General features: G+C 56.3%; 12 protein-coding genes. 8 read left to right on the top strand and 4 right to left on the bottom strand.

All coding sequences use genetic code 11. The features are described 5' to 3' along the window. Positions 1-124: 124 nt before the first annotated feature. The gene (lon, locus tag GRX64_RS00415; protein WP_166263214.1) at positions 125-2,563 is read right to left on the bottom strand and encodes an endopeptidase La; all 2,439 of its coding nucleotides are present in this window, start codon (positions 2,561-2,563) and stop codon (positions 125-127) included. 189 nt (positions 2,564-2,752) lie between these two features. Here lon and GRX64_RS00410 point away from each other — a divergent pair, with 189 nt between their 5' ends. Beyond that, entirely contained in the window at positions 2,753-3,616 is an 864-nt protein-coding gene (locus tag GRX64_RS00410; protein WP_166263213.1) for a thioredoxin family protein, read from the top strand. Positions 3,617-3,883: 267 nt separating this feature from the next. On the opposite strand, the gene GRX64_RS00405 is transcribed toward GRX64_RS00410, so the two are convergent. Continuing rightward, complete coding sequence (locus GRX64_RS00405; protein ID WP_166263212.1) at positions 3,884-5,248, bottom strand: KamA family radical SAM protein; 1,365 nt, start codon at positions 5,246-5,248, stop codon at positions 3,884-3,886. Between the two features lie 631 nt (positions 5,249-5,879). On the opposite strand from GRX64_RS00405, the gene aceE reads away from it, so the two are divergent. Continuing rightward, complete coding sequence (gene aceE / locus GRX64_RS00400) at positions 5,880-8,543, top strand: pyruvate dehydrogenase (acetyl-transferring), homodimeric type (protein WP_166263211.1); 2,664 nt, start codon at positions 5,880-5,882, stop codon at positions 8,541-8,543. A 10-nt stretch (positions 8,544-8,553) separates the two neighbouring features. Next, positions 8,554-10,263, top strand: a complete 1,710-nt coding sequence (aceF, locus tag GRX64_RS00395) for a dihydrolipoyllysine-residue acetyltransferase (protein WP_166263210.1) — start codon at positions 8,554-8,556, stop codon at positions 10,261-10,263. 311 nt (positions 10,264-10,574) lie between these two features. Here the strand turns inward: aceF and GRX64_RS00390 are convergent, their stop codons facing one another. Next, complete coding sequence (locus GRX64_RS00390; RefSeq protein ID WP_166263209.1) at positions 10,575-10,817, bottom strand: hypothetical protein; 243 nt, start codon at positions 10,815-10,817, stop codon at positions 10,575-10,577. A gap of 685 nt (positions 10,818-11,502) precedes the next feature. After that, positions 11,503-12,663 (bottom strand): DcaP family trimeric outer membrane transporter, encoded by a 1,161-nt coding sequence (locus GRX64_RS00385; protein WP_166263208.1) that lies wholly within the window; start codon positions 12,661-12,663, stop codon positions 11,503-11,505. A 171-nt stretch (positions 12,664-12,834) separates the two neighbouring features. On the opposite strand from GRX64_RS00385, the gene GRX64_RS00380 reads away from it, so the two are divergent. The 5 genes from GRX64_RS00380 to astD all read left to right on the top strand — a co-directional run bounded on the left by GRX64_RS00380 (position 12,835) and on the right by astD (position 19,384). Beyond that, the gene (locus tag GRX64_RS00380) at positions 12,835-14,286 is read left to right on the top strand and encodes an exonuclease domain-containing protein (RefSeq protein WP_166263207.1); all 1,452 of its coding nucleotides are present in this window, start codon (positions 12,835-12,837) and stop codon (positions 14,284-14,286) included. A gap of 142 nt (positions 14,287-14,428) precedes the next feature. Further along, complete coding sequence (locus GRX64_RS00375; protein ID WP_166263206.1) at positions 14,429-15,640, top strand: aspartate aminotransferase family protein; 1,212 nt, start codon at positions 14,429-14,431, stop codon at positions 15,638-15,640. Between the two features lie 81 nt (positions 15,641-15,721). Continuing rightward, positions 15,722-16,738 (top strand): arginine N-succinyltransferase, encoded by a 1,017-nt coding sequence (locus GRX64_RS00370; RefSeq protein WP_166263205.1) that lies wholly within the window; start codon positions 15,722-15,724, stop codon positions 16,736-16,738. Positions 16,739-16,787: 49 nt separating this feature from the next. Then, complete coding sequence (astA, locus tag GRX64_RS00365; protein ID WP_166263204.1) at positions 16,788-17,864, top strand: arginine N-succinyltransferase; 1,077 nt, start codon at positions 16,788-16,790, stop codon at positions 17,862-17,864. A 38-nt stretch (positions 17,865-17,902) separates the two neighbouring features. Continuing rightward, positions 17,903-19,384 carry a succinylglutamate-semialdehyde dehydrogenase gene (astD, locus tag GRX64_RS00360; RefSeq protein WP_235937465.1) on the top strand — a complete coding sequence of 494 codons (1,482 nt, stop codon included), beginning with the start codon at positions 17,903-17,905 and terminating at the stop codon, positions 19,382-19,384. Positions 19,385-19,389: the final 5 nt, after the last annotated feature.

Here is a 19,389-nt window from a genome sequence, read left to right as displayed (position 1 = left end):
CAACCTTGAAGTAAGCGCCGGCTTGGCGCGGAGCTCGCCGCGATCCCGGGTCCGGCCCGTGGGCTCCCTGGCGCTTGCAACCGCCCCCCAGTGCGGCTTGGTACTGAAACATGGGGGTTGCGCATCAGTGGACGGCCGTGCCTTTTCTGGGGTTGTTGCCAAAGCAGACCTGAAACACGTCGCTGTAGTGTTTGGCAAAGTGGACCGTGAGCCCTTCTTTTAAATAGCTGGGCAGCTCCTCATAATCACTGCGATTGGCATCGGGCAGGATCAGGGTGTCGATCTTCTGCCGTCTGGCCGCAATGATCTTCTCCCGGACGCCGCCTATGGCCAGAACCTGACCGGTCAGGGTGAGTTCGCCTGTCATGGCAATGGATTGCTGGGGTGCTTCGCCCCGGGCAATGGAGAGCAAGGCGGTCGCCATCGTAATACCGGCACTGGGGCCGTCTTTGGGTGTGGCGCCCTCCGGCACGTGGACATGGACAAACGATTTATCGAAGAAGGTCGGGTCACCTTTGAAGCGCTTCAGGTTGGAGGCGACATAACTGTAGGCAATTTCGGCGGACTCTTTCATGACGTCCCCCAATTGGCCGGTCAGTTTGAAGCCGCGCTGATTGCTGTGAATGCGCGAAGCTTCAATGCTCAAGGTGACGCCGCCCATGGCCGTCCAGGCTAGCCCGGTGACAACGCCGGTGCCCTTCATGGCTTTCTCGCGTTTGAACGGCGGCTGGCCGAGATAACCCACCAGGTCGGATACCCCAACGCGGACCGCCATTTCCGGTGCCTCCAGAAGTTTTACGATGCCTTTCCGGACGAGTTTGTGGAGCAATTTTTCAAGGTTGCGAACCCCGGCTTCACGCGCATAGCCCTCAATGATTTGACGAATGGCGGCGTCGGTCACGTTGAACTGTTTCTTAAGCAAGCCAGCCCGTTTTAGCAGTCGCGGCAGCAAGTGATGTTTTGCGATCACCAGTTTCTCTTCGCCAATGTAACCGGACAACCGGATGGTATCCATGCGGTCCAGTAGCGGTCTGGGAATGGTATCCAGTTGATTGGCGGTGCAGATAAACAGCACTTTGGACAAGTCCATCCGCACGTCCAGGTAATGGTCGAGAAACTCCCGATTCTGTTCAGGGTCCAGGGTTTCCAGCAGCGCAGAGGCGGGGTCACCCTGGAACGAGGCGCCAATCTTGTCGATCTCGTCCAACATGATCACCGGGTTGGCAACTTTTGCGTCTTTCAATGCCTGTACAAACTTACCCGGCATGGCGCCAATGTAAGTGCGTCGATGGCCTTTGATCTCGGCTTCGTCGCGCATGCCGCCGAGGCTGAAGCGGTAGAATTCTCGCCCCAGTGCCGCAGCCACAGAATGCCCGATGGAGGTCTTTCCCACCCCCGGCGGCCCCACTAAAAGCAGGATTGAGCCAGACACTTCGCCTTTGAAGGCGCCCTCGGCGAGAAATTCGATAATGCGGTCCTTAACGTCGTCCAGGCCATCGTGATCGCGGTCCAAGATGCGGCGGGCGGCCACCAGATCGAAGTGATCCTGAGAGGTTTTTCCCCATGGCACCAGGGTCAGCCAGTCCAGGTAATTTCGGGTCACGCCGTACTCGGGTGACCCCAGTTCCAGTACCTGAAGCTTTTGCAGCTCGTCCTGAAAGCGTTCGGTCACATGGTCGGGCGGTAAGAGCTGGGCCATGCGGGCCTCGAACCGCTCCGCATCGGCGGTCTTATCGTCTTTGGCCATGCCAAGTTCACGTTGGATGACTTTGAGCTGCTCCCGTAGAAAGAATTCGCGCTGATGTTTCTGGACCGTGTCGTTCACCTCCTCATCAATTTGTGCCTGAAGGCGGGCGACTTCCTGCTCTTTGCGCATCAACAGCAGCACCTTCTCCATTCGACGAAGCAGCGGGACTGTGTTCAGCACATCTTGCAGGTCGGTGCCGGGGGCGCTGGTCATTGAGGCGCCAAAATCGGCCAACGGTGAGCTGTCTTCCGGTCCAAAACGCGATAGGTACTGTTTGACGTCTTCGCCATATAGCGGGTTGGTCCGCAGCAGTTCCTTGATCGAGCTGATGATGGCCAGGGTGTAAGCCTTGAGTTCTTCTTTGGGCTCTTTGGGCTCATCGGGGTACTCCACCTCAACCAGATAGGGCGGTTTTCGCCGTAACCATTGGGTGATGCGAAAGCGCTGAACACCCTGGGCGATAAACTGGATTTTACCGCCGACTATTTGGGCTTGGTGGACGCGCACGGCGCACCCCATTATCTCAAGCTCATCGCTCCCCGGCACAGGGTGTTCCTGTTCCGGGTTGTCGACAAAACAAAGGCCTAGAATATGGTGGTCGGTTTCTCTGACGCGCTTGAGCGTCTCGTGCCATGGTTGTTGATTTACCATGACCGGCTGAACCTGGGCCGGGAAGAACGGTCGGTTAGAAATGGGCAACACGTACATGCGCCCCGGTAAGGCCTGCTGAGTCAGCGCAAGGTTGGTCTTGTTTTCGTCCTTGCCAATGTACTCGGTAACATCTTCGAAAGACTCGTGAAGGCTATCGTCGCTCATGCCGTATCAACATCCATCCCATGATTGGTTTAGTGCGGTTATGAACGTTATGTGACGGCGGCTTTCGGTAATTCAAGGCAGGGCGCGCGGGTTTGTCTGTCTGCCGAATCGGGTGACTGGGCTTGAATTTCTTCGTCTAGCCTCTACTTACTGGGTATCATTCACGTTTTCACGGATCAGGACCCGCTCATGAGCAGCTCGCCGTATATCTTTGACGCCACCATCGAGAATTTTCAGGACAAGGTCATGCAGGCGTCTGCGCAGACGCCGATCCTGGTTGACGTATGGGCGGACTGGTGTGAGCCCTGTAAGCAGCTCACCCCGATACTGGAAAAGCTGGCAGAAGACTACAAAGGCGGTTTTTTGCTCGCCAAAGTCAATGCCGACGAACAGCAGGAGTTGACTGGCAGCCTGGGTGTGCGGAGTTTGCCTACGGTGATTCTGGTGAAGAACGGGCAGGCGGTCGACGGGTTTAATGGAGCCTTGCCGGAAGGTGAAGTTCGCAAGGTGCTGGACAAGCACGTCGAGGCGCCCGCAGAGAATCCTTACGATACGGCTCACCGTCTTTGGGAGGCGGGTGACCTGGATGGGGCGCTGGCGGTATTGACGGAGATGAACCAGAACGATCCCGACGATCTCACGGTGCTGATAGACCTTGCGCAGATCAAAGCCGAGTTGGGTGATGTTGACGCCGCGGAACAAGTGCTTGAGAGCTTGCCGCCAGAAGAAAAAATGCAAACCCAGGCCAAACAACTGGCCGCTCGCTTGAAGTTTATGAAGCAGGCAGGTGAGCTGCCGCCAATGCAGGAGCTCGAAAAAACACTGGACGCCAATCCGGGCGATCCTGCGGCCCTGCACCAGTTGGCACTTCAGCACGTGCTGAAAGAAAACAACGCCGAAGCGATGTCACTATTAATCCGGCTTATGCAAGTGGATGCCGGCTATAAGGACGGGATCGCAAAAACCACGTTAGTCGAGTTATTCGACAAACTGGGGAACAACAATCCCGATGTGCGGGTGTATCGGCGTAAGCTCTATGCCCTGATGCACTGACCGGGCGACAGCGCAAAAAACCGGGCCAGCGCCCGGTTTTTTTATGTGCGTAGTGAAGTGGCGCGAAAGCGCCAGTCGTGAATCCTGCCGCCAAAGGCTGTTGTTTGCCACTGTAGCCGATGCTTCAGCTTCGGAGCAGGCCTCGGGTCTGCCAGATGAGCCTTCCCAAGCTGAAGCGACGTCTTCCAGACGGCAGTGGTCGCCCACCCTCGGTATGCCGCAGGGTCTCCCGATTAGAGCGACGAGGTTTGACAGTGGCCGTGCTTGTCAGCCGTTGCCCTGTCTCATCCGGTCGTATTCTTCCTCGAAGAAAAATTTGTCTTCCCCAAAGGCCGGCTCAAGCTCGTGCAGCCAGGTTGCGGTTTCGCTGTACTTGGCAAAGAAAGGACGTTGCACCCAATCTGGGTTGCGACCTTGCAGGAACCGCAGAACAAAGACCTTCTCGCCCTTGATGTCAGCAATGCCCTGGATCTCGACCTTGCCGGGACCGGCACTCATTGAGGGACCGCGAGCGGTGCGGGCCAGACCGGATACCTGTTTCATGGCCTCCCGATAGATCTCATAAGCTTTGACCAGGGGGATTTCGAAGTAATTTTTAGCCCCGGTGTCCCGTTCTACAAACATGTAGTAGGGGATGATGCCCAGCTGTACCTGTTTCTTCCACATTTTTGCCCACGCGTCGGCGTCATCATTGACGTGCTTGATGATAGGGCCCTGGGCGCGGATCTCGGCACCGGTTGAGCGGATGCGGCGAATGGCTTCCTCGGCAATGTCGGTGGTGATTTCCTGCCAGTGGTTGTAGTGCGCCATGATGGCGATGTGTTTGCCGCCATCAACCAGGCGGGCAAACAGGTCCAGCAGTTCTTCTGCGTCCTTGTCGGTCACAAAGCGATAGGGCCAGAAAGTCAGGGCCTTGGTGCCGATGCGGATCGTTTGTATGTGATCAAACTCCGGTTCCAGCAGCGGTTCCAGATACTGCACCAGATGTTTCGTCTTCATCACCATCGGGTCGCCGCCCGTCACCAGCAAATCGCTGACTTCCGGGTGCTGTTGCAAATACCCGTGGAGTTTTTCGGCGTCCGTGCTGGCCATCTTAAGGTCTTTGTCGCCGACAAATTGCGCCCAGCGAAAGCAGAAGGTGCAGTATGAGTGGCAGGTCTGGCCCTGGGCCGGGAAGAACAAAACCGTCTCGCGGTATTTGTGCTGCACACCGTCCAGCATCTCGCCGTCCAGCTCGGGCAGGTTCATTTCCATCTGCCCGGCAGGGTGGGGGTTCAGTTCGTCCCGGATTTCCTTGGCCACGGACTGGATCAGTTTTTTATCGGCACCCTCTCGGTGCAATTCGGCCATCCGCTCAAAGTGCTGGTCTTTCAGCATGCCTTTTTGCGGAAATACGAGCTGGTAGATTGGGTCGTTGGGTACTTGCTGCCAGTCAATAAGCTCGTTAATGACATATTCGTTGACGCGGAAGGGCAGTACGCTGGCCACCACTTTCATTTCGAACAGGGTGTCGGCGGGCAAGCTTTGAATAATCTCGATCTTGTCGAGCTGGCGGTCAGTAAAGACTTTGAAGCGTCGCTCTTCAAATTCGACTGCCGGAATACGATTTGGAAAGGTGACGATGGAATTCATGGGCCGCCCTTTGGTTGCGTCGGGTTTCAGGTGCGCGCGGATCGATCGACATCGCACCACACCAACGAAAAACAGGCGGCAAAGTATACAGAAATTGGGGAATACTTTCAGGTCTAATTAAAACGGCGTCGGGTGTTCGTGTGAAAATCGTCTGCCAGCGCTTTGTTGGTGCGCTGTCGAAAGACGCAGGGGAAGTTGTCGCCTAAAAATTAACCCGTCATCGGGGGTGGATTGTTTAGTGGTTAAAACATCTGAGTAGTGGTTAAAACATCTAAGTGTCCGTAGTAAAGCTACGACATTGGTCTAAGGCAGGTTGTTAGAGACTCGAATAAAGGTCATTATTTCCTACTAAACGTTAATCGCGTGATCCAATTTGTAGTAATAATACTACAGCTTTGAGGCGTATCTGTTCCCGTGCACGCACCCGGCGTCAGTTAGACCGAAAAAAGGGCGCGTGCCAGCATTTTGTATTCTGCTTCAGGCAGGCAAGTTAGCGATCCTGTTCTATGCTGTATTCAAATGACACACCAGCACAACATCTGCACTGACGCGATCGCTCGTAAAACATCGCATGACTGATCGCCTTGTTCGTCGACAGTCAGCGCACTATTGAAGTTTAGGGGAGGGTTTGATGTACCAGGATGATGATCCCGTTGAAACCAGTGAATGGTTGGATGCACTGGAATCGTTGATTGAACAGGAAGGTGTGGACCGCGCCAAATACATCCTGGAACGCCTCTCTCAGAGAGCGAGCCGGGACGGTACCGAGCTGCCCTACGCTATCACCACACCTTTCCGGAACACCATTGCTTCGGTCCGGGAGTCGCGCATGCCCGGCGACTTGTTCATGGAGCGACGAATCCGGTCATTGATTCGCTGGAACGCGATGGCGATGGTGGTTCGTGCCGGCAAACGGCCGGGCGACCTTGGCGGTCACATATCGTCGTTCTCCTCGGCGGCAACGCTATATGACGTCGGTTTCAATTATTTTTTCCACGGCGGCGACGAGAAGCGCGAGTCGGACCTGGTGTATTTCCAGGGTCACTCTGCACCTGGCATCTATGCGCGCTCCTTCCTTGAAGGTCGCTTTGACGAAGAACAACTGGACAGCTACCGGGAAGAGTCGGACGGCAGTGGTCTGTCCTCCTATCCCCACCCGTGGCTGATGCCAGACTATTGGCAGTTCCCTACCGTGTCCATGGGGCTGGGTCCCATGCAGGCTATCTATCAGGCCCACGTAATGAAGTACCTCGACAGCCGGGAGCTGATCGATAAGGGCGAACGAAAAGTCTGGTGCTTTGTGGGCGACGGTGAGTGTGATGAGCCGGAAACCCTGGGCTCCATTTCCAAGGCTGGCCGTGAGAATCTGGATAACCTTATTTTTGTCGTCAACTGCAACCTGCAGCGCCTGGACGGTCCTGTACGGGGTAACGGTAAAATAATCCAGGAGCTTGAAGGGATCTTCCGCGGTGCGGGTTGGAATGTGCTTAAAGTCGTTTGGGGGCGCATGTGGGATCCGCTGTTTGCCAAAGACAAAGACGGCATCATGCAGCGCGTAATGGACGAGGTTTGCGACGGCGAACTGCAGAACTTCAAGAGCAATGGGGCCGCCTACACCCGAAAGAATTTCTTTGGCCGCTACCCTGAGTTGGCGAGCCTGGTTGAGAATCTGTCAGACGACGATATCAACAAGCTGAACCGCGGCGGTCATGACCCTTACAAGGTGTATGCGGCTTATCACCACGCCGTGCACAACAACAATGGCAAGCCTACGGTAATTCTGGCTCATACCATTAAGGGCTATGGTTTCGGCGGTGCTGGGGAAGCGCAGAACACCACTCACTCCCTTAAAAAGCTCGACATCAATGAGCTCAAAAGTTTCCGGGACCGGTTTGCGGTGCCATTGAAGGACGATGAACTTGAGGCGGTGCCTTACTACCGGCCTGATGCCGATAGTCCGGAAATGGTCTATATGAAGAAGCGCAGGCAGGATTTGGGTGGCCCGCTGCCCTCACGCCGCAAGGATTGTCAGCCGCTACAGATTCCTGAGCTGAGCATTTTTAAAAGCTTGCTGGATGGCTCCGATGGCCGCGCCATTTCAACGACCATGGCCTTTGTCCGGTTGCTGACCGCACTGACGAAAGACAAACGCATCGGTAAGCGGATAGTACCGATTGTGCCAGATGAGGCGCGCACGTTTGGTATGGAAGGCATGTTCCGCCAACTGGGTATCTACACGTCTGAGGGTCAGAAGTACGTGCCTCAGGATCGCGAACAGATCATGTACTACAAGGAAGACAAAAAAGGTCAGATTCTGGAGGAAGGTATTAACGAGGACGGTTCGATGGCAGCCTGGATGGCATGCGCCACCTCCTACAGCACCAACGATTTCCCTCTGATACCCTTTTACGCCTTCTATTCAATGTTTGGTTTCCAGCGGGTTGGCGATTTGGCCTGGGCCTCTGGCGACATTCAGGCCCGTGGCTTCCTGATTGGTGGCACAGCCGGGCGTACGACATTGAACGGTGAAGGGCTGCAGCATCAGGACGGTCACAGCCACATTCTGGCGCAGACCATCCCCAATTGCGTGGCTTACGACCCAACCTACGGCTATGAGATGGCGGTGGTGATTCATGACGGCATGAAGCGCATGTTCGAGCGCAATGAAAACGTCTTCTACTACGTCACCATGATGAATGAAAATTACGAGCAGCCGGCGATGCCGGAAGGTGTCGAAGACGGCATCATCAAAGGTATGTACAAGCTCGAGTCGCTGGAAACCAAGGGTAAAAAGAAGTCCCCGAGAGTTCAGTTGCTGGGCTCCGGTGCCATCCTGAATGAAGTGCGGGCCGGCGCTGAATTGCTTAAGGAAGATTTCGGTATTGCCAGTGATGTATGGAGTGTGACCAGCTTCAACGAACTGACCCGTGATGGTCAGCACGTGGAGCGCTGGAACAGACTTCACCCGGAAGACAAGCCCAAGGTTCCCTACATCACCCAGTGTCTGGAGAAGCAGCAGGGGCCAGTGGTGTCGTCTACGGATTACATGAGACTTTATTCCGAGCAGGTCAGGGCGTTTGTGCCAGGCACCTACCTGACATTGGGAACCGATGGCTTTGGGCGAAGCGATACCCGCGAGAAGCTGCGCAGCTTCTTCGAGGTGGATCGTTATCACGTTGTGGTGGCTGCTCTGACGGCGCTGGTTCGTGACGGCGAGGTCAAACAGGACCAGGTTCTCGAGGCAATGCGCAAGTACGGCATTGATCGCAATAAATCGAACCCGGTGCAGAGCTAAGGAGACCGCCATGAGTGAACAGGAAATTAAGGTTCCGGATCTCGGCGGCGCGGATGAAGTCGAGATTATCGAAATCACCGTCAGCGCGGGAGACTCCGTTGAGGAAGAGGATCCGATTTTGACGGTCGAATCCGACAAGGCCTCCGTTGAACTGCCGTCACCGGCAGCCGGTAAAATCACTAAAATCACCGTTAAAGTTGGCGATAAAGTCAAAGAGGGTGATGTTGTTGGCATGATGGAAGCCGCGTCTGGGGGAGCCGATGAAGCCCAGGCCGACGATGATGTGCCTGCACAAGACGAAACAAAGGGCGGTTCTGACGCAAAAACCGAGGCCAGTGAGTCTTCCGGCAAAAAGTCAGACGATACCGAAAGTAAGCCGAGAAAAGCGGCGTCTGGTGGTGGATCTCGCAAGGAAAAAGTTCAGGTGCCCGACATGGGTGGCTCCGAGAACGTTCCGATCATCGAGATTAATGTCAAAGAAGGCGATGAGGTCAGTGAGGACGATCCGTTGGTGACGGTCGAATCCGACAAGGCCACAATGGAAATTCCATCTCCGTTTGCGGGTAAAATCGGCAAACTGCTGGTGGCCGAGGGCGACAAGATCTCCCAAGGCGATGATTTGTTGGAAATGACGGTGTCCGACGCTGGTGAAAAAGAGGCCGAAGCTGAGGGCGATGATGGTGGCAGCGAGAAAGCTGAAGCCAAGCCAGAACCATCGGACCAATCGGATAAGCAGCAGAAAGCAGCGGCTCCGAGCGCCGCTGATCGCGAGACCACGGTGGAGGCGGAATTGCCGGCGCCAGGCACCAAAGTCCACGCTGGGCCCGCCGTGCGCAAAATTGCGCGCGAGCTGGGTGCCGACCTGACGCGCGTGAAAGGCAGTGGGCCGAAAAACCGGATTCTGAAGGACGATGTGCATGCCTATGTCAAAAGCCAGCTGAAGCAAGCGCAAGCCGGTGGCGAAGTCGCAGCCGGCGGTGGCTCGGGCATTCCCGGCATCAAGCTTCCGGACTTCAGCCAGTTTGGTGATATAACCCGTGAGCCCATGTCGCGGATGCAGATTGCGACTGCCAATAATATGTCTCGCAGCTGGCTCAATGTGCCTCACGTCACTCAGTTTGACGATGCTGATATTACGGATATGGAAACTTTCCGGAAGGGCCAGAAGGCGGCCGGTGAGAAGCGTGGCTCGAAACTCACGCCGCTGCCATTCCTGCTCAAAGCCTGCGCTCAGGCGCTGGCGGAGTTGCCGCAGTTCAATGTGGCGCTGGATATGGACAAGAAGGAAATCGTGCGGAAGAAGTACATTCATATTGGCATTGCCGTGGACACACCGAATGGCTTGATGGTGCCCGTGATCCGGAATGTGGATCAGAAAGGCCTGTGGGAATTGGCGGATGAAGCCATGGAACTGGCCGGCAAAGCGCGCGACAAAAAGCTCAAGCCGAATGAAATGCAAGGTGCCTGCTTTTCCATCACCAGCCTGGGTGGCATCGGTGGTACGGCCTTCACGCCCATTGTGAACGCACCCGAAGTGGCGATCCTGGGCTTATCGAAAGCGGCCATGAAGCCGGTCTGGGATGGCAGTCAGTTCCAGCCCCGGTTGATGCTGCCACTGTCATTGTCCTATGACCACCGAGCCGTCAATGGTGCGGATGCCGCAAGGTTTACTGCACGGTTGAGTGAGCTGCTGGGGGACATACGCCACTTGCTGTTGTAGTGAATATTGAAATCATCTGAGTGGGCCTGGATGCATCCGGACATTGAATTTGATGTGTCCAGGCCGTTTTGCTTTTTTTAATCCTATAGAAAGCACTGTCTGTGGCAAAACCTGACGGCCTGCCACTGTGGCCGACGATTCAGCGTCAGAGCAGGCCCGTGGCAAGCCCAGGCAACCTTCAGGCCCCTGATGGAACCTCCGAAGCCGAAACGCCGTCTGCATAACCCTCCAACGAAATACCGGGATTTCCTGCCAAGGCTACATCAAAAAAGTGACCAAGCTTTTTTGCATGTCTTTGTTTAAACGACAAGTCACACATTGACCGTTTTTTCCACGCTGATCAGGTCGACGTTTACCGGCGCCGTGAGGTGATGGGAGCCAGTCGGTGGGCCAACGTTCAGGGCATGGTTAAAGTCCAGCGCGCGACAACCGATATCGGCAGCGTCGCTCATCGGCTTGTTTACAAACGCCTGATGATAAGCAGGCGGCTCGGGTCCGGGTAGTGGATGGAGCCTTGGCGGCGGGACAAAGCCGTTGCAGCGAGTCAGGGTCATTTAAGGCCCAGAGACGGTGATTCTCGGTGCGGCGTACAACCGTTTGACCGGTATCCAAATATAGGCGGATAGCCGGTGGCTGAATCCCTGGGGTGCGACGGTGGAGGCTGTCACTGGTTGTTCAGGGGGTTCCGGGAAGGGTTAAGGCGAAGGCGGGTGGTTCAGTAGCTTCTCCTTGAAAAGGATTGTCAGTGAACTGTTCGCTGGTATGAGAGCGCTGATAAGGTCGGTACGCGTGCGATCGACTGTACCGCCAGTCAGAAGTAAGGGCCCAACCCTGGTGTGGCCATCCGGAGTTGGGGCCCAGCACTTGCCAGTGGCAGGTGGTTATTGCTTCAGTTGGCGAAGTACATCCAGTCGAAATAGTCGTGCAGATCCTGCATGGCGCTGGCTTCAAAAGGGTGAGTCAATTCAAACAGGAAGCTGTGGTTCTGTGCTTTTTTCATGGTATCACCTCGTTCATCCGACGAATGTGGCGGTGGAGTCCGTCACCTGTGACCATTCCTAAGCATCGGCTATGCCAACCGATAATTATTCTTTCAATACAAAGGGTAAGCTATTTAGTGCGGTCTCTTGGCTGTTCGATAGTCGCATTGCGTGGGCCAAACCAGTGCACTATTGCGGGCTATGAACAAAAAAAGCCCCGGCATGGCCGGGGCTCTTCTTTGTTAACTTCTAAAGACGCTTAGAAGTTGTACTGTGCTGCGAAGTGTACACGGCTGGCATCGCCGTCATCGCCGTTTACATCGTCAACCTGATGGTAAGCATACTGGACGCCCATCATCACATTCTTGACCGGAGTCCACTGATAGTTAACCGCCATCATGGTGTTGGTTTCGTTATCAGTTGCGGCCGCTACTCCGGCGTTGAAAGCATCTTCCAGATCCACATCGGTCATGCCGTAGACTGCGTTGACTGAGCGGCCACCGCCCAGGTCGAACGATGCACCCACGCTGGCGCCGATGCCTGATACTGTCTCAACGTCTCCGTTGGCATCGACGTAGGCATCGATGGCGGCAAAGTTGTTGCCTGAGCGGTAGAGGTAAGCGTTGGCACCGTCAGAGTAGTTGGCGCTGCCCTGGATGGAGATGGTATCGGTGACGGACAGTTTTGCGCCGAGGAAGGCGGCCACACCGACTGCTGCATCGTCTGTGGTTCCGGTGTCATAACCGACCTGTCGGACCAGCGCACCGGCGCCGAACTTGAATCCGTCCGCCCCGCCTTCAAATTTGACGGTAGCTGCGGGCATGGAATCTTTGACGGATTCTGTGCCATTCGTGCCCAGTGAGGCAAGAGGCTGCTCGAGGGATACAGACAAACCGCCGGTGGTGTAGCGAGCCTGGCTTACACGGCCTTGCAGGCCGGCTGCGCCGGGTACGCCGTCGAAGTCGAGTTGTGAGGTGTTGGCGGTGAAGCTGGTGTAGTTGGACCAGGTACGGCCCAAGAGGACGCCATTGTACTCACCGTAGGCATGACGGATCCGAATGTTGCCGTTGGACGAGCCGCTGGCGCCACGGAAATCACCTTCAAGATTGACCTTCACGCCCTCTGGGGTCATAACCTTGAAGCCCAAACGGCTTTGAACCGCGTCAGCGCCAAAATGGCCGGTCACTTCGTTGTCTTCTGCAGCGCCGGTATTGATGGAGCCGTAGTTGGCGGAACGGGTGCCTCGAGAGGTTGCGATGTTCTCATCGATGTCGTAGGTCGCGTTTAGGCGCGCGTAGCCGTAAACGCTCGTTTCATAACCGCCGGCGTCGAATGTAACGGCGCCAACCTGTCCTGCCACACCCATAACGGCCACTGCAGCCGTCGCACGAATCGCTGTTCTAAGTCTATTGTTTTGCATTTTTGTTATCTCCACCTTTTCTTGTTGTAGGGTCTCCATACAAGCTAGTTACGTTTCCGTGACAGAGCAAATTAATTTGAGTAAAAATTAGACGAATGTCTAAACAGTCACATACCCTTAGGCGCGAATGTTGTAAGACTTTCTCAACGTTGGGTGGCGTATAATGAAATAATGGTGTCGAAATTCTCTCCTCTTAAAACCGCAATGTTTGCCTTTCTGGACCTCGAAACGACGGGTGGTAGTGCCGCGTACGACCGCATTACAGAGATCGGTATTCGGTTCTGGCGGGCCGGTGAGACAGTGGGCGAGTGGCAGACCCTGCTCAACCCGGAAACCCGTATTTCGCCGTTTATCGAACACTTTACCGGCATCACCAACGCGATGGTTGCCGACAAGCCGCTGTTTGCCGATATTGCGGACGAGTTTCGTTCACAGCTGGAAGACGTGGTGTTTGTGGCGCACAACGCACGCTTCGATTATGGCTTTGTAAAATCCGAGTTTCGCCGGCTTGGGCAGCCGTTTTCAGCGCAAGTGTTGTGCACCGTCAAACTTTCCAGAAACCTGTATCCGGCCTACCGGCGTCACAACATGGATACGATTATTGAGCGTCACGGCTTGGCCCGGGTGGAGCGGCATCGCGCCATGGGCGACGTGTCAGCCATGTTTGAATTCTTTCAGCATGCCTTGAAAGACGTCGGTCAGGAGCGCTTCGAACAGGCGCTATCGGAGTTGATGAAGCGGCCCAGCGTGCCGTCGCATCTGCCCTTTGACGTCCTGTCCGACCTCCCCCAAAGCGCGGGAGTCTATCGGTTTTACGGTGAAAACGACGTGCTGCTATACGTGGGTAAGAGCACCAATATTCTGCAGCGGGTGGCTTCACATTTTTCCGGTGATCATAATACCAGCCGGGGCGTTCGCATCTCCGAAAGTCTTCGTCGTGTCGATTGGACCGAGACGGCAGGCGAGTTGGGTGCCTTGTTGCTTGAGCTCAAACAGATCAAAGCCTTGAAGCCGTTGTTCAACCGGCGCTCCCGAGCGGCCAAAACGCTGGTCAGTATTGAGCTGGCAGCGAACCCGGAGGGCTATCTGCAAGCCCGCCTGGTGCGTGAAATCGAACCGCACCGACTGGGAGACTATTACGGGCTGTTTCGGAGCAAGCGGGATGCGGAAAAAGCCCTCAGTGGCATCGCGCAAAAAAATGATTTATGCAACCGGTTGCTCGGCCTGGAGCCGGAGCGCAGCGGCCCCTGTTTTCAGCGGACGCTGGGGCGTTGCAAGGGCGCCTGTGATGGCGGTGAAGACGTGGTTCGCTATAACCTGAGGGCTCAGATTGCTTTCCACGCCTTACGGTTAAAAACCTGGCCCTGGCAGGGCCCTGTGGGGGTGGTGGAGATTGATGAACGTACCGGTGTGACCGATATCCTGGTGATCTACAACTGGGTGCATATCACCACCGTGCATGAAGAGTCCGCACTTTATGACCTGTCGTTAGACGGCTTGAGTGTCACCTTTGACCTGGACTCCTACAAGCTGGTCGTCAAGACCTTGATGGGGCAGGACGGACGCGCGTTGCGCCTGATTGAGTTGCCGGACGTTGGCCAGCCCGATGTCGTGATGCCCTAAAGGGTTGAGGCTTTGTTGTCGCCAGTTTGTGAGCCCGGCTGAGAGTCTGGCTGGGAGTACCGCTGTGCGTACAATCCCCATACCCATTAACCCCTAGGGCAGCTAGACTGTAAGTCTAGGCTGTTTTTACTGTGAGGATGGAATGACAAAACAAGAGATCAACCGCGAATTATTTGATGACGTGATGGTGCCCAACTATGCGCCGGGCAAAATCATCCCCGTCAAGGGCAAAGGCTCACGGGTTTGGGATCAGGATGGTCGGGAATTCGTGGATTTGGCTGGAGGAATCGCGGTGACATCCCTTGGCCACGCTCACCCGGGCCTGGTAAGTGCACTTCAGGATCAGGCCGAGAAACTGTGGCATTTGTCCAATGTGCTCACCAATGAACCGGCGCTGAAACTGGCAAAAACGCTGTGTGATCTGACCTTTGCCGACCGTGTGTTTTTTGCCAACTCCGGCGGTGAAGCTAATGAGGCGGCGTTCAAGCTTGCACGCCGATACGCCTGGGAGCATTACGGCGCTGAGAAAAATGAAATCATTTCTTTCCGCAACAGCTTCCATGGCCGCACCCTGTTCACCGTCAGTGTGGGTGGGCAACCTAAATACCTCGAAGGGTTTGAGCCCGCGCCTGGTGGCATACACCACGCCGATTTCAACGACCTGGCGTCGGTGGAGGCGCTGATCTCCGACAAAACCTGCGCCATAGTGGTCGAACCGATTCAGGGTGAAGGCGGCATTATGCCGGGTACCCAGGCGTTCCTGGAGGGCCTGCGCGCCCTGTGTGATAAGCACAACGCTCTGCTGGTGTTTGACGAGGTGCAGACGGGGGTTGGCCGAGCGGGTCATTTGTATGCCTACCAAATGTATGGCGTGACGCCGGACATCTTGTCGACGGCGAAATCGTTGGGCGGTGGGTTCCCGGTGGGCGCCATGTTGACCACGTCCGGGATCGCAGCGAGCCTGGGGGTCGGTACGCACGGCAGCACCTATGGTGGTAACCCGCTGGCCTGCGCGGTGGCGCAAAAAGTGATTGATACCGTCAGCCAGCCGGAAATACTGAAAGGCGTCAAGGTGCGCTCCGAGCGATTGAAAAAGGGCTTGATGTCCATTGGCGAGCGCTATGGCGTATTCAGCGAGGTGCGTGGTGCCGGTTTGTTGCTGGGGGGCGTGTTGACCGATGCCTGGAAAGGCAAGGCGAAGGACTTCCTGAATGCCGGCATTGACGAGGGAGTGATGGTGCTGATCGCAGGCCCCAATGTCATTCGTCTCGCACCGTCCCTGATCATTCCGGAATCGGATATTGACGAGGCATTAACACGGTTTGAACGCGCTGTTAAAAAAGTGTGCGCGTAAACGACATTCAATACCTGGTGATGTGGGGCGGAACTGTTTCGGATTCTTGCCCCGGAGATCACCATTAGAGGAGCAAGCTGTATGTGGGTTGTTCGCCCGGCACAGCAGGAGGATTTGTCTGACATCGTTGAATTGGCTTCGGTGTTGAGCGCTCGCGTGTCCTCGACCGTCCCCAAGGACAAAGGCAAGCTGGCAGAGAAAATCGATTACTCGAAGCGCTCGCTGGCAGGCGACCAGGACGTTAAAGGCACCGAGCGGATGCTGTTTGTCCTGGTCAATACCGCAACCGGCAAAGTGCAGGGGACCGCGGGAATCGATGCCCGGGCAGGCAATGGCCAGCCCTTTTACAACTACCGGCAAGACGCCTTGATACACGCCTCCCACGAATTGAAAGTATCGCGTCGGGTGGAGGTGCTTTACCCATCCCATGCGCTGACCGATCGTACGCTGCTGTGTTCACTGATGATTGCACCGGAACTGCGCGGGACGGATGCGTTTGAATTGCTGTCTCGCTCACGTCTGCTGTTTGTGGCTCGCCAGCGGGCGATGTTTGCCAACAGCATGGTGGTGGAAGTGCAGGGTGTGCAGACAGAAAGCGGCAGCGTGCCCTTTTGGGACAGTCTCGGACGTCACTTTTTTAACATGGACTTTGCGACCGCTGACAGCTACTCGGGCATGCTGAGTAAAACGTTTATCGCCGAACTGATGCCGCCCAACCCGATTTATGTTGACCTGCTCAGCGAGGCGGCTCAGGCGGCCTTGGGGCAACCTCACGATCTGGCCAGGAAGACGTTTGAGTTGCTTGAGCGTGAGGGCTTCCAGAGTGGCGCCTACGTGGACATCTTTGACGGAGGGCCGGTTCTGGAGGCCCGCACCGACATGTTGAAAACCATTGTCAGCAGCCTCAGGAAGACGGTGCGCTCAGAAGAAGACGTGGACGGCGATAGTTATCTTGCGGGGGCCGGTGAGGGGCTGCATTTCCGTTGCGGTTTGGTGACGCTGGATGAAGGCCTGGACGAAACCGTAAAGATGACCAGGGCCAACCAGAAGCTGCTGGCCTGTGCTCAGGGCGATGAGTTATTGGTGGCACCATTATGACATTCACGATGATAAGTCCTTGCTCAGGGGCAGACCGGGGAGACGTTATATGCTGGTAATCCGCCCCATTCAGGACAGTGATCTCGAGGATCTGTACGTGATGGCCCAAGGCGCCGGCAAGGGGCTGACATCGCTGCCTGCGAACCGGGAACTGCTGGCGAAAAAAATCCGCAGAGCGACCGAGTCGTTCAATCAGCGCAGCGCGCCGGAAGCCGGCATGTACCTGTTTGCGCTGGAAGACACTGTATTAAAGAAGTGCGTGGGAATCAGCGGCATTGAGGCGCGGGTCGGACTAGAGGAAGTGTTCTACAACTACCGCCTGAGCACGACCGTGAACGCATCCCGTGAATTGGGGGTGCATGTCCGCACGCCGACGCTTAACCTCAACAACGATATGACCGACACCACGGAAATATGTTCGCTGCTGCTGTCGGACACCCATCGCAAAGGGGGCAACGGTCTGTTGCTGTCCCGCAGTCGGTTTATGTACCTTGATGATTTTGGCCGTCACTTCTCGGAAAAGGTCTTTGCCGAAATGCGGGGCGTCTCGGATGCCAACGGCCAAAGCCCGCTTTGGGATGCGTTGGGTCGACGCTTCTTCGACATGGAATTCAGTGAGGCCGATTACCTGTCGGGTGTCGGGAACAAATCGTTCATCGCCGAGCTGATGCCGAAGTTTCCTATTTATTTACCGCTCTTGCCCGCCGATGCCCGGGCGGTGATCGGCTGTGTCCATGACAACACCGCGCCGGCTTTGCGGATGTTACAGGCGGAAGGGTTTAACTTTAACGGGCAGGTCGATATTTTTGACGGCGGCCCCGTTGTGGAAGCGTTTATCCACAACGTTCGTACCGTTCGGGAAAGCCTCAACCGGCACGTGCTGATCAGCCGTAAATCCGTGGATCTGGATGTGCCATCAGAGGAGCGGGTGATGGTCTCGAACCGGTCCTTCCGGGATTTCCGTGTCACCACCCTGCCCATGCACTGTATCAATCCGGATACCGTGAGTGTGCCGGCGGAGGTGGCTGAGGCCTTGCAGGTGACATCGGGAGACGTGGTCCGTTTAGCGCCCCTGAAAGACGGCGGCCACTCCCCCATCCAGTCTATGGCAAGCCGTTCCGCCTGAGCGCGGCAAACTCTATTTTCAAGTGCCCGGGAGGTGCAATGATGTCCGAAAAATTAACCGGCGAACTGATGATTAACGGGATGTGGCTGGAAGGTCATGGCCCCGAGATTGAATCCATCCAGCCCGTGACCGGCAAGATTGTGTGGCAGGGCGACAGTGCCAGCCTGGCGGACGTCGATGCGGCGGTTCGCGCTGCCCGGGATGCTTTTCCTGCCTGGCGTCGGTTAAGTCTTGCGGAGCGCCGCACGATAATTGAATCCTTCGGGACGCTGCTGGAGCAGGAAAAAGAAACGTTGGCCCACCAGATTGGGCTGGAAACCGGTAAGCCCTTGTGGGAGTCCCGGACCGAGGTGGGCGCCATGATCGGTAAGATCGGAATTTCCGTCAAAGCTTACGATGAGCGTACCGGCCACTCGGAATCCGATGTGGCGGCAGGGCACGCCGTGCTCAGGCACCGGCCCCATGGCGTGGTTGGTGTATTCGGCCCCTACAATTTCCCGGGGCACCTACCGAATGGTCACATTGTCCCGGCACTACTGGCGGGCAATACCGTCGTCTACAAACCCAGCGAACTGACGCCGGGTGTTGCGGAGCTGACGGTTCAGCTATGGCAGCGGGCCGGGTTGCCCAATGGGGTTATCAACCTGGTGCAGGGCGCGCGGGATACCGGCGTTGCGTTGGCGGGGCACCCGGGGATCGACGGGCTGTTCTTCACCGGCAGCTCGACGGTGGGTCATATGCTGCATCAGCAGTTCGGCGGCCAGCCAGAAAAAATTCTGGCGCTTGAAATGGGCGGTAATAACCCATTAATTGTGCAGGATGTTTCGGATATTGACGGAGCCGTTCACCACGCACTGCAGTCGGCTTTTCTGTCGGCCGGCCAGCGCTGTACCTGCGCGCGCCGCTTGCTGGTGCCGAATGGCGAGCAGGGCGACCGCTTCCTGAATCGCCTGGTCGAAGTTGCCGGTAAGATTCAGGTGGGTCCCTTCGATGCCGAGCCCCAGCCCTTTATGGGGTCGGTGGTGTCTGTTGCGGCCGCAGACAAACTGCTCGAAGCGCAGGCGAATCTGGTGAGCTCCGGAGGTAAGAGCCTGTTGGAGATGAAGCGTGTTGAAGACGGGACCGCGTTGCTGTCACCGGGCATTATCGATGCAACCGGCGTTGAGACTGTCGACGAAGAATTTTTTGGCCCCTTGCTGACCGTTTATCGCTACCAGGATTTCGATGAAGCGCTGGCGCTGGCCAATGACACTCGCTATGGCCTCTCTGCCGGCATTCTGACCGACGACCGGGCACTGTATGAGCGATTGGTGGAAGAAGTGCGTGCCGGTATTGTGAACTGGAACCGACCGCTTACCGGCGCCAGCAGTGCTGCGCCGTTTGGCGGCGTTGGGGCCAGCGGTAACCATCGTGCCAGTGCCTATTATGCCGCGGATTACTGCGCCTGGCCGATGGCGTCGCTGGAAGCCGACAAAAGCGAGTTACCCCCAAGTTTGGCACCAGGTCTGACGTTCGATTGAGTCCT

The organism is Marinobacter caseinilyticus, assembly GCF_011074955.1.
GTDB lineage: Bacteria > Pseudomonadota > Gammaproteobacteria > Pseudomonadales > Oleiphilaceae > Marinobacter > Marinobacter caseinilyticus.
The sequence above is the reverse complement of the archived record's forward strand: the minus strand, read 5'-3'. Positions and strand labels throughout refer to the sequence as shown.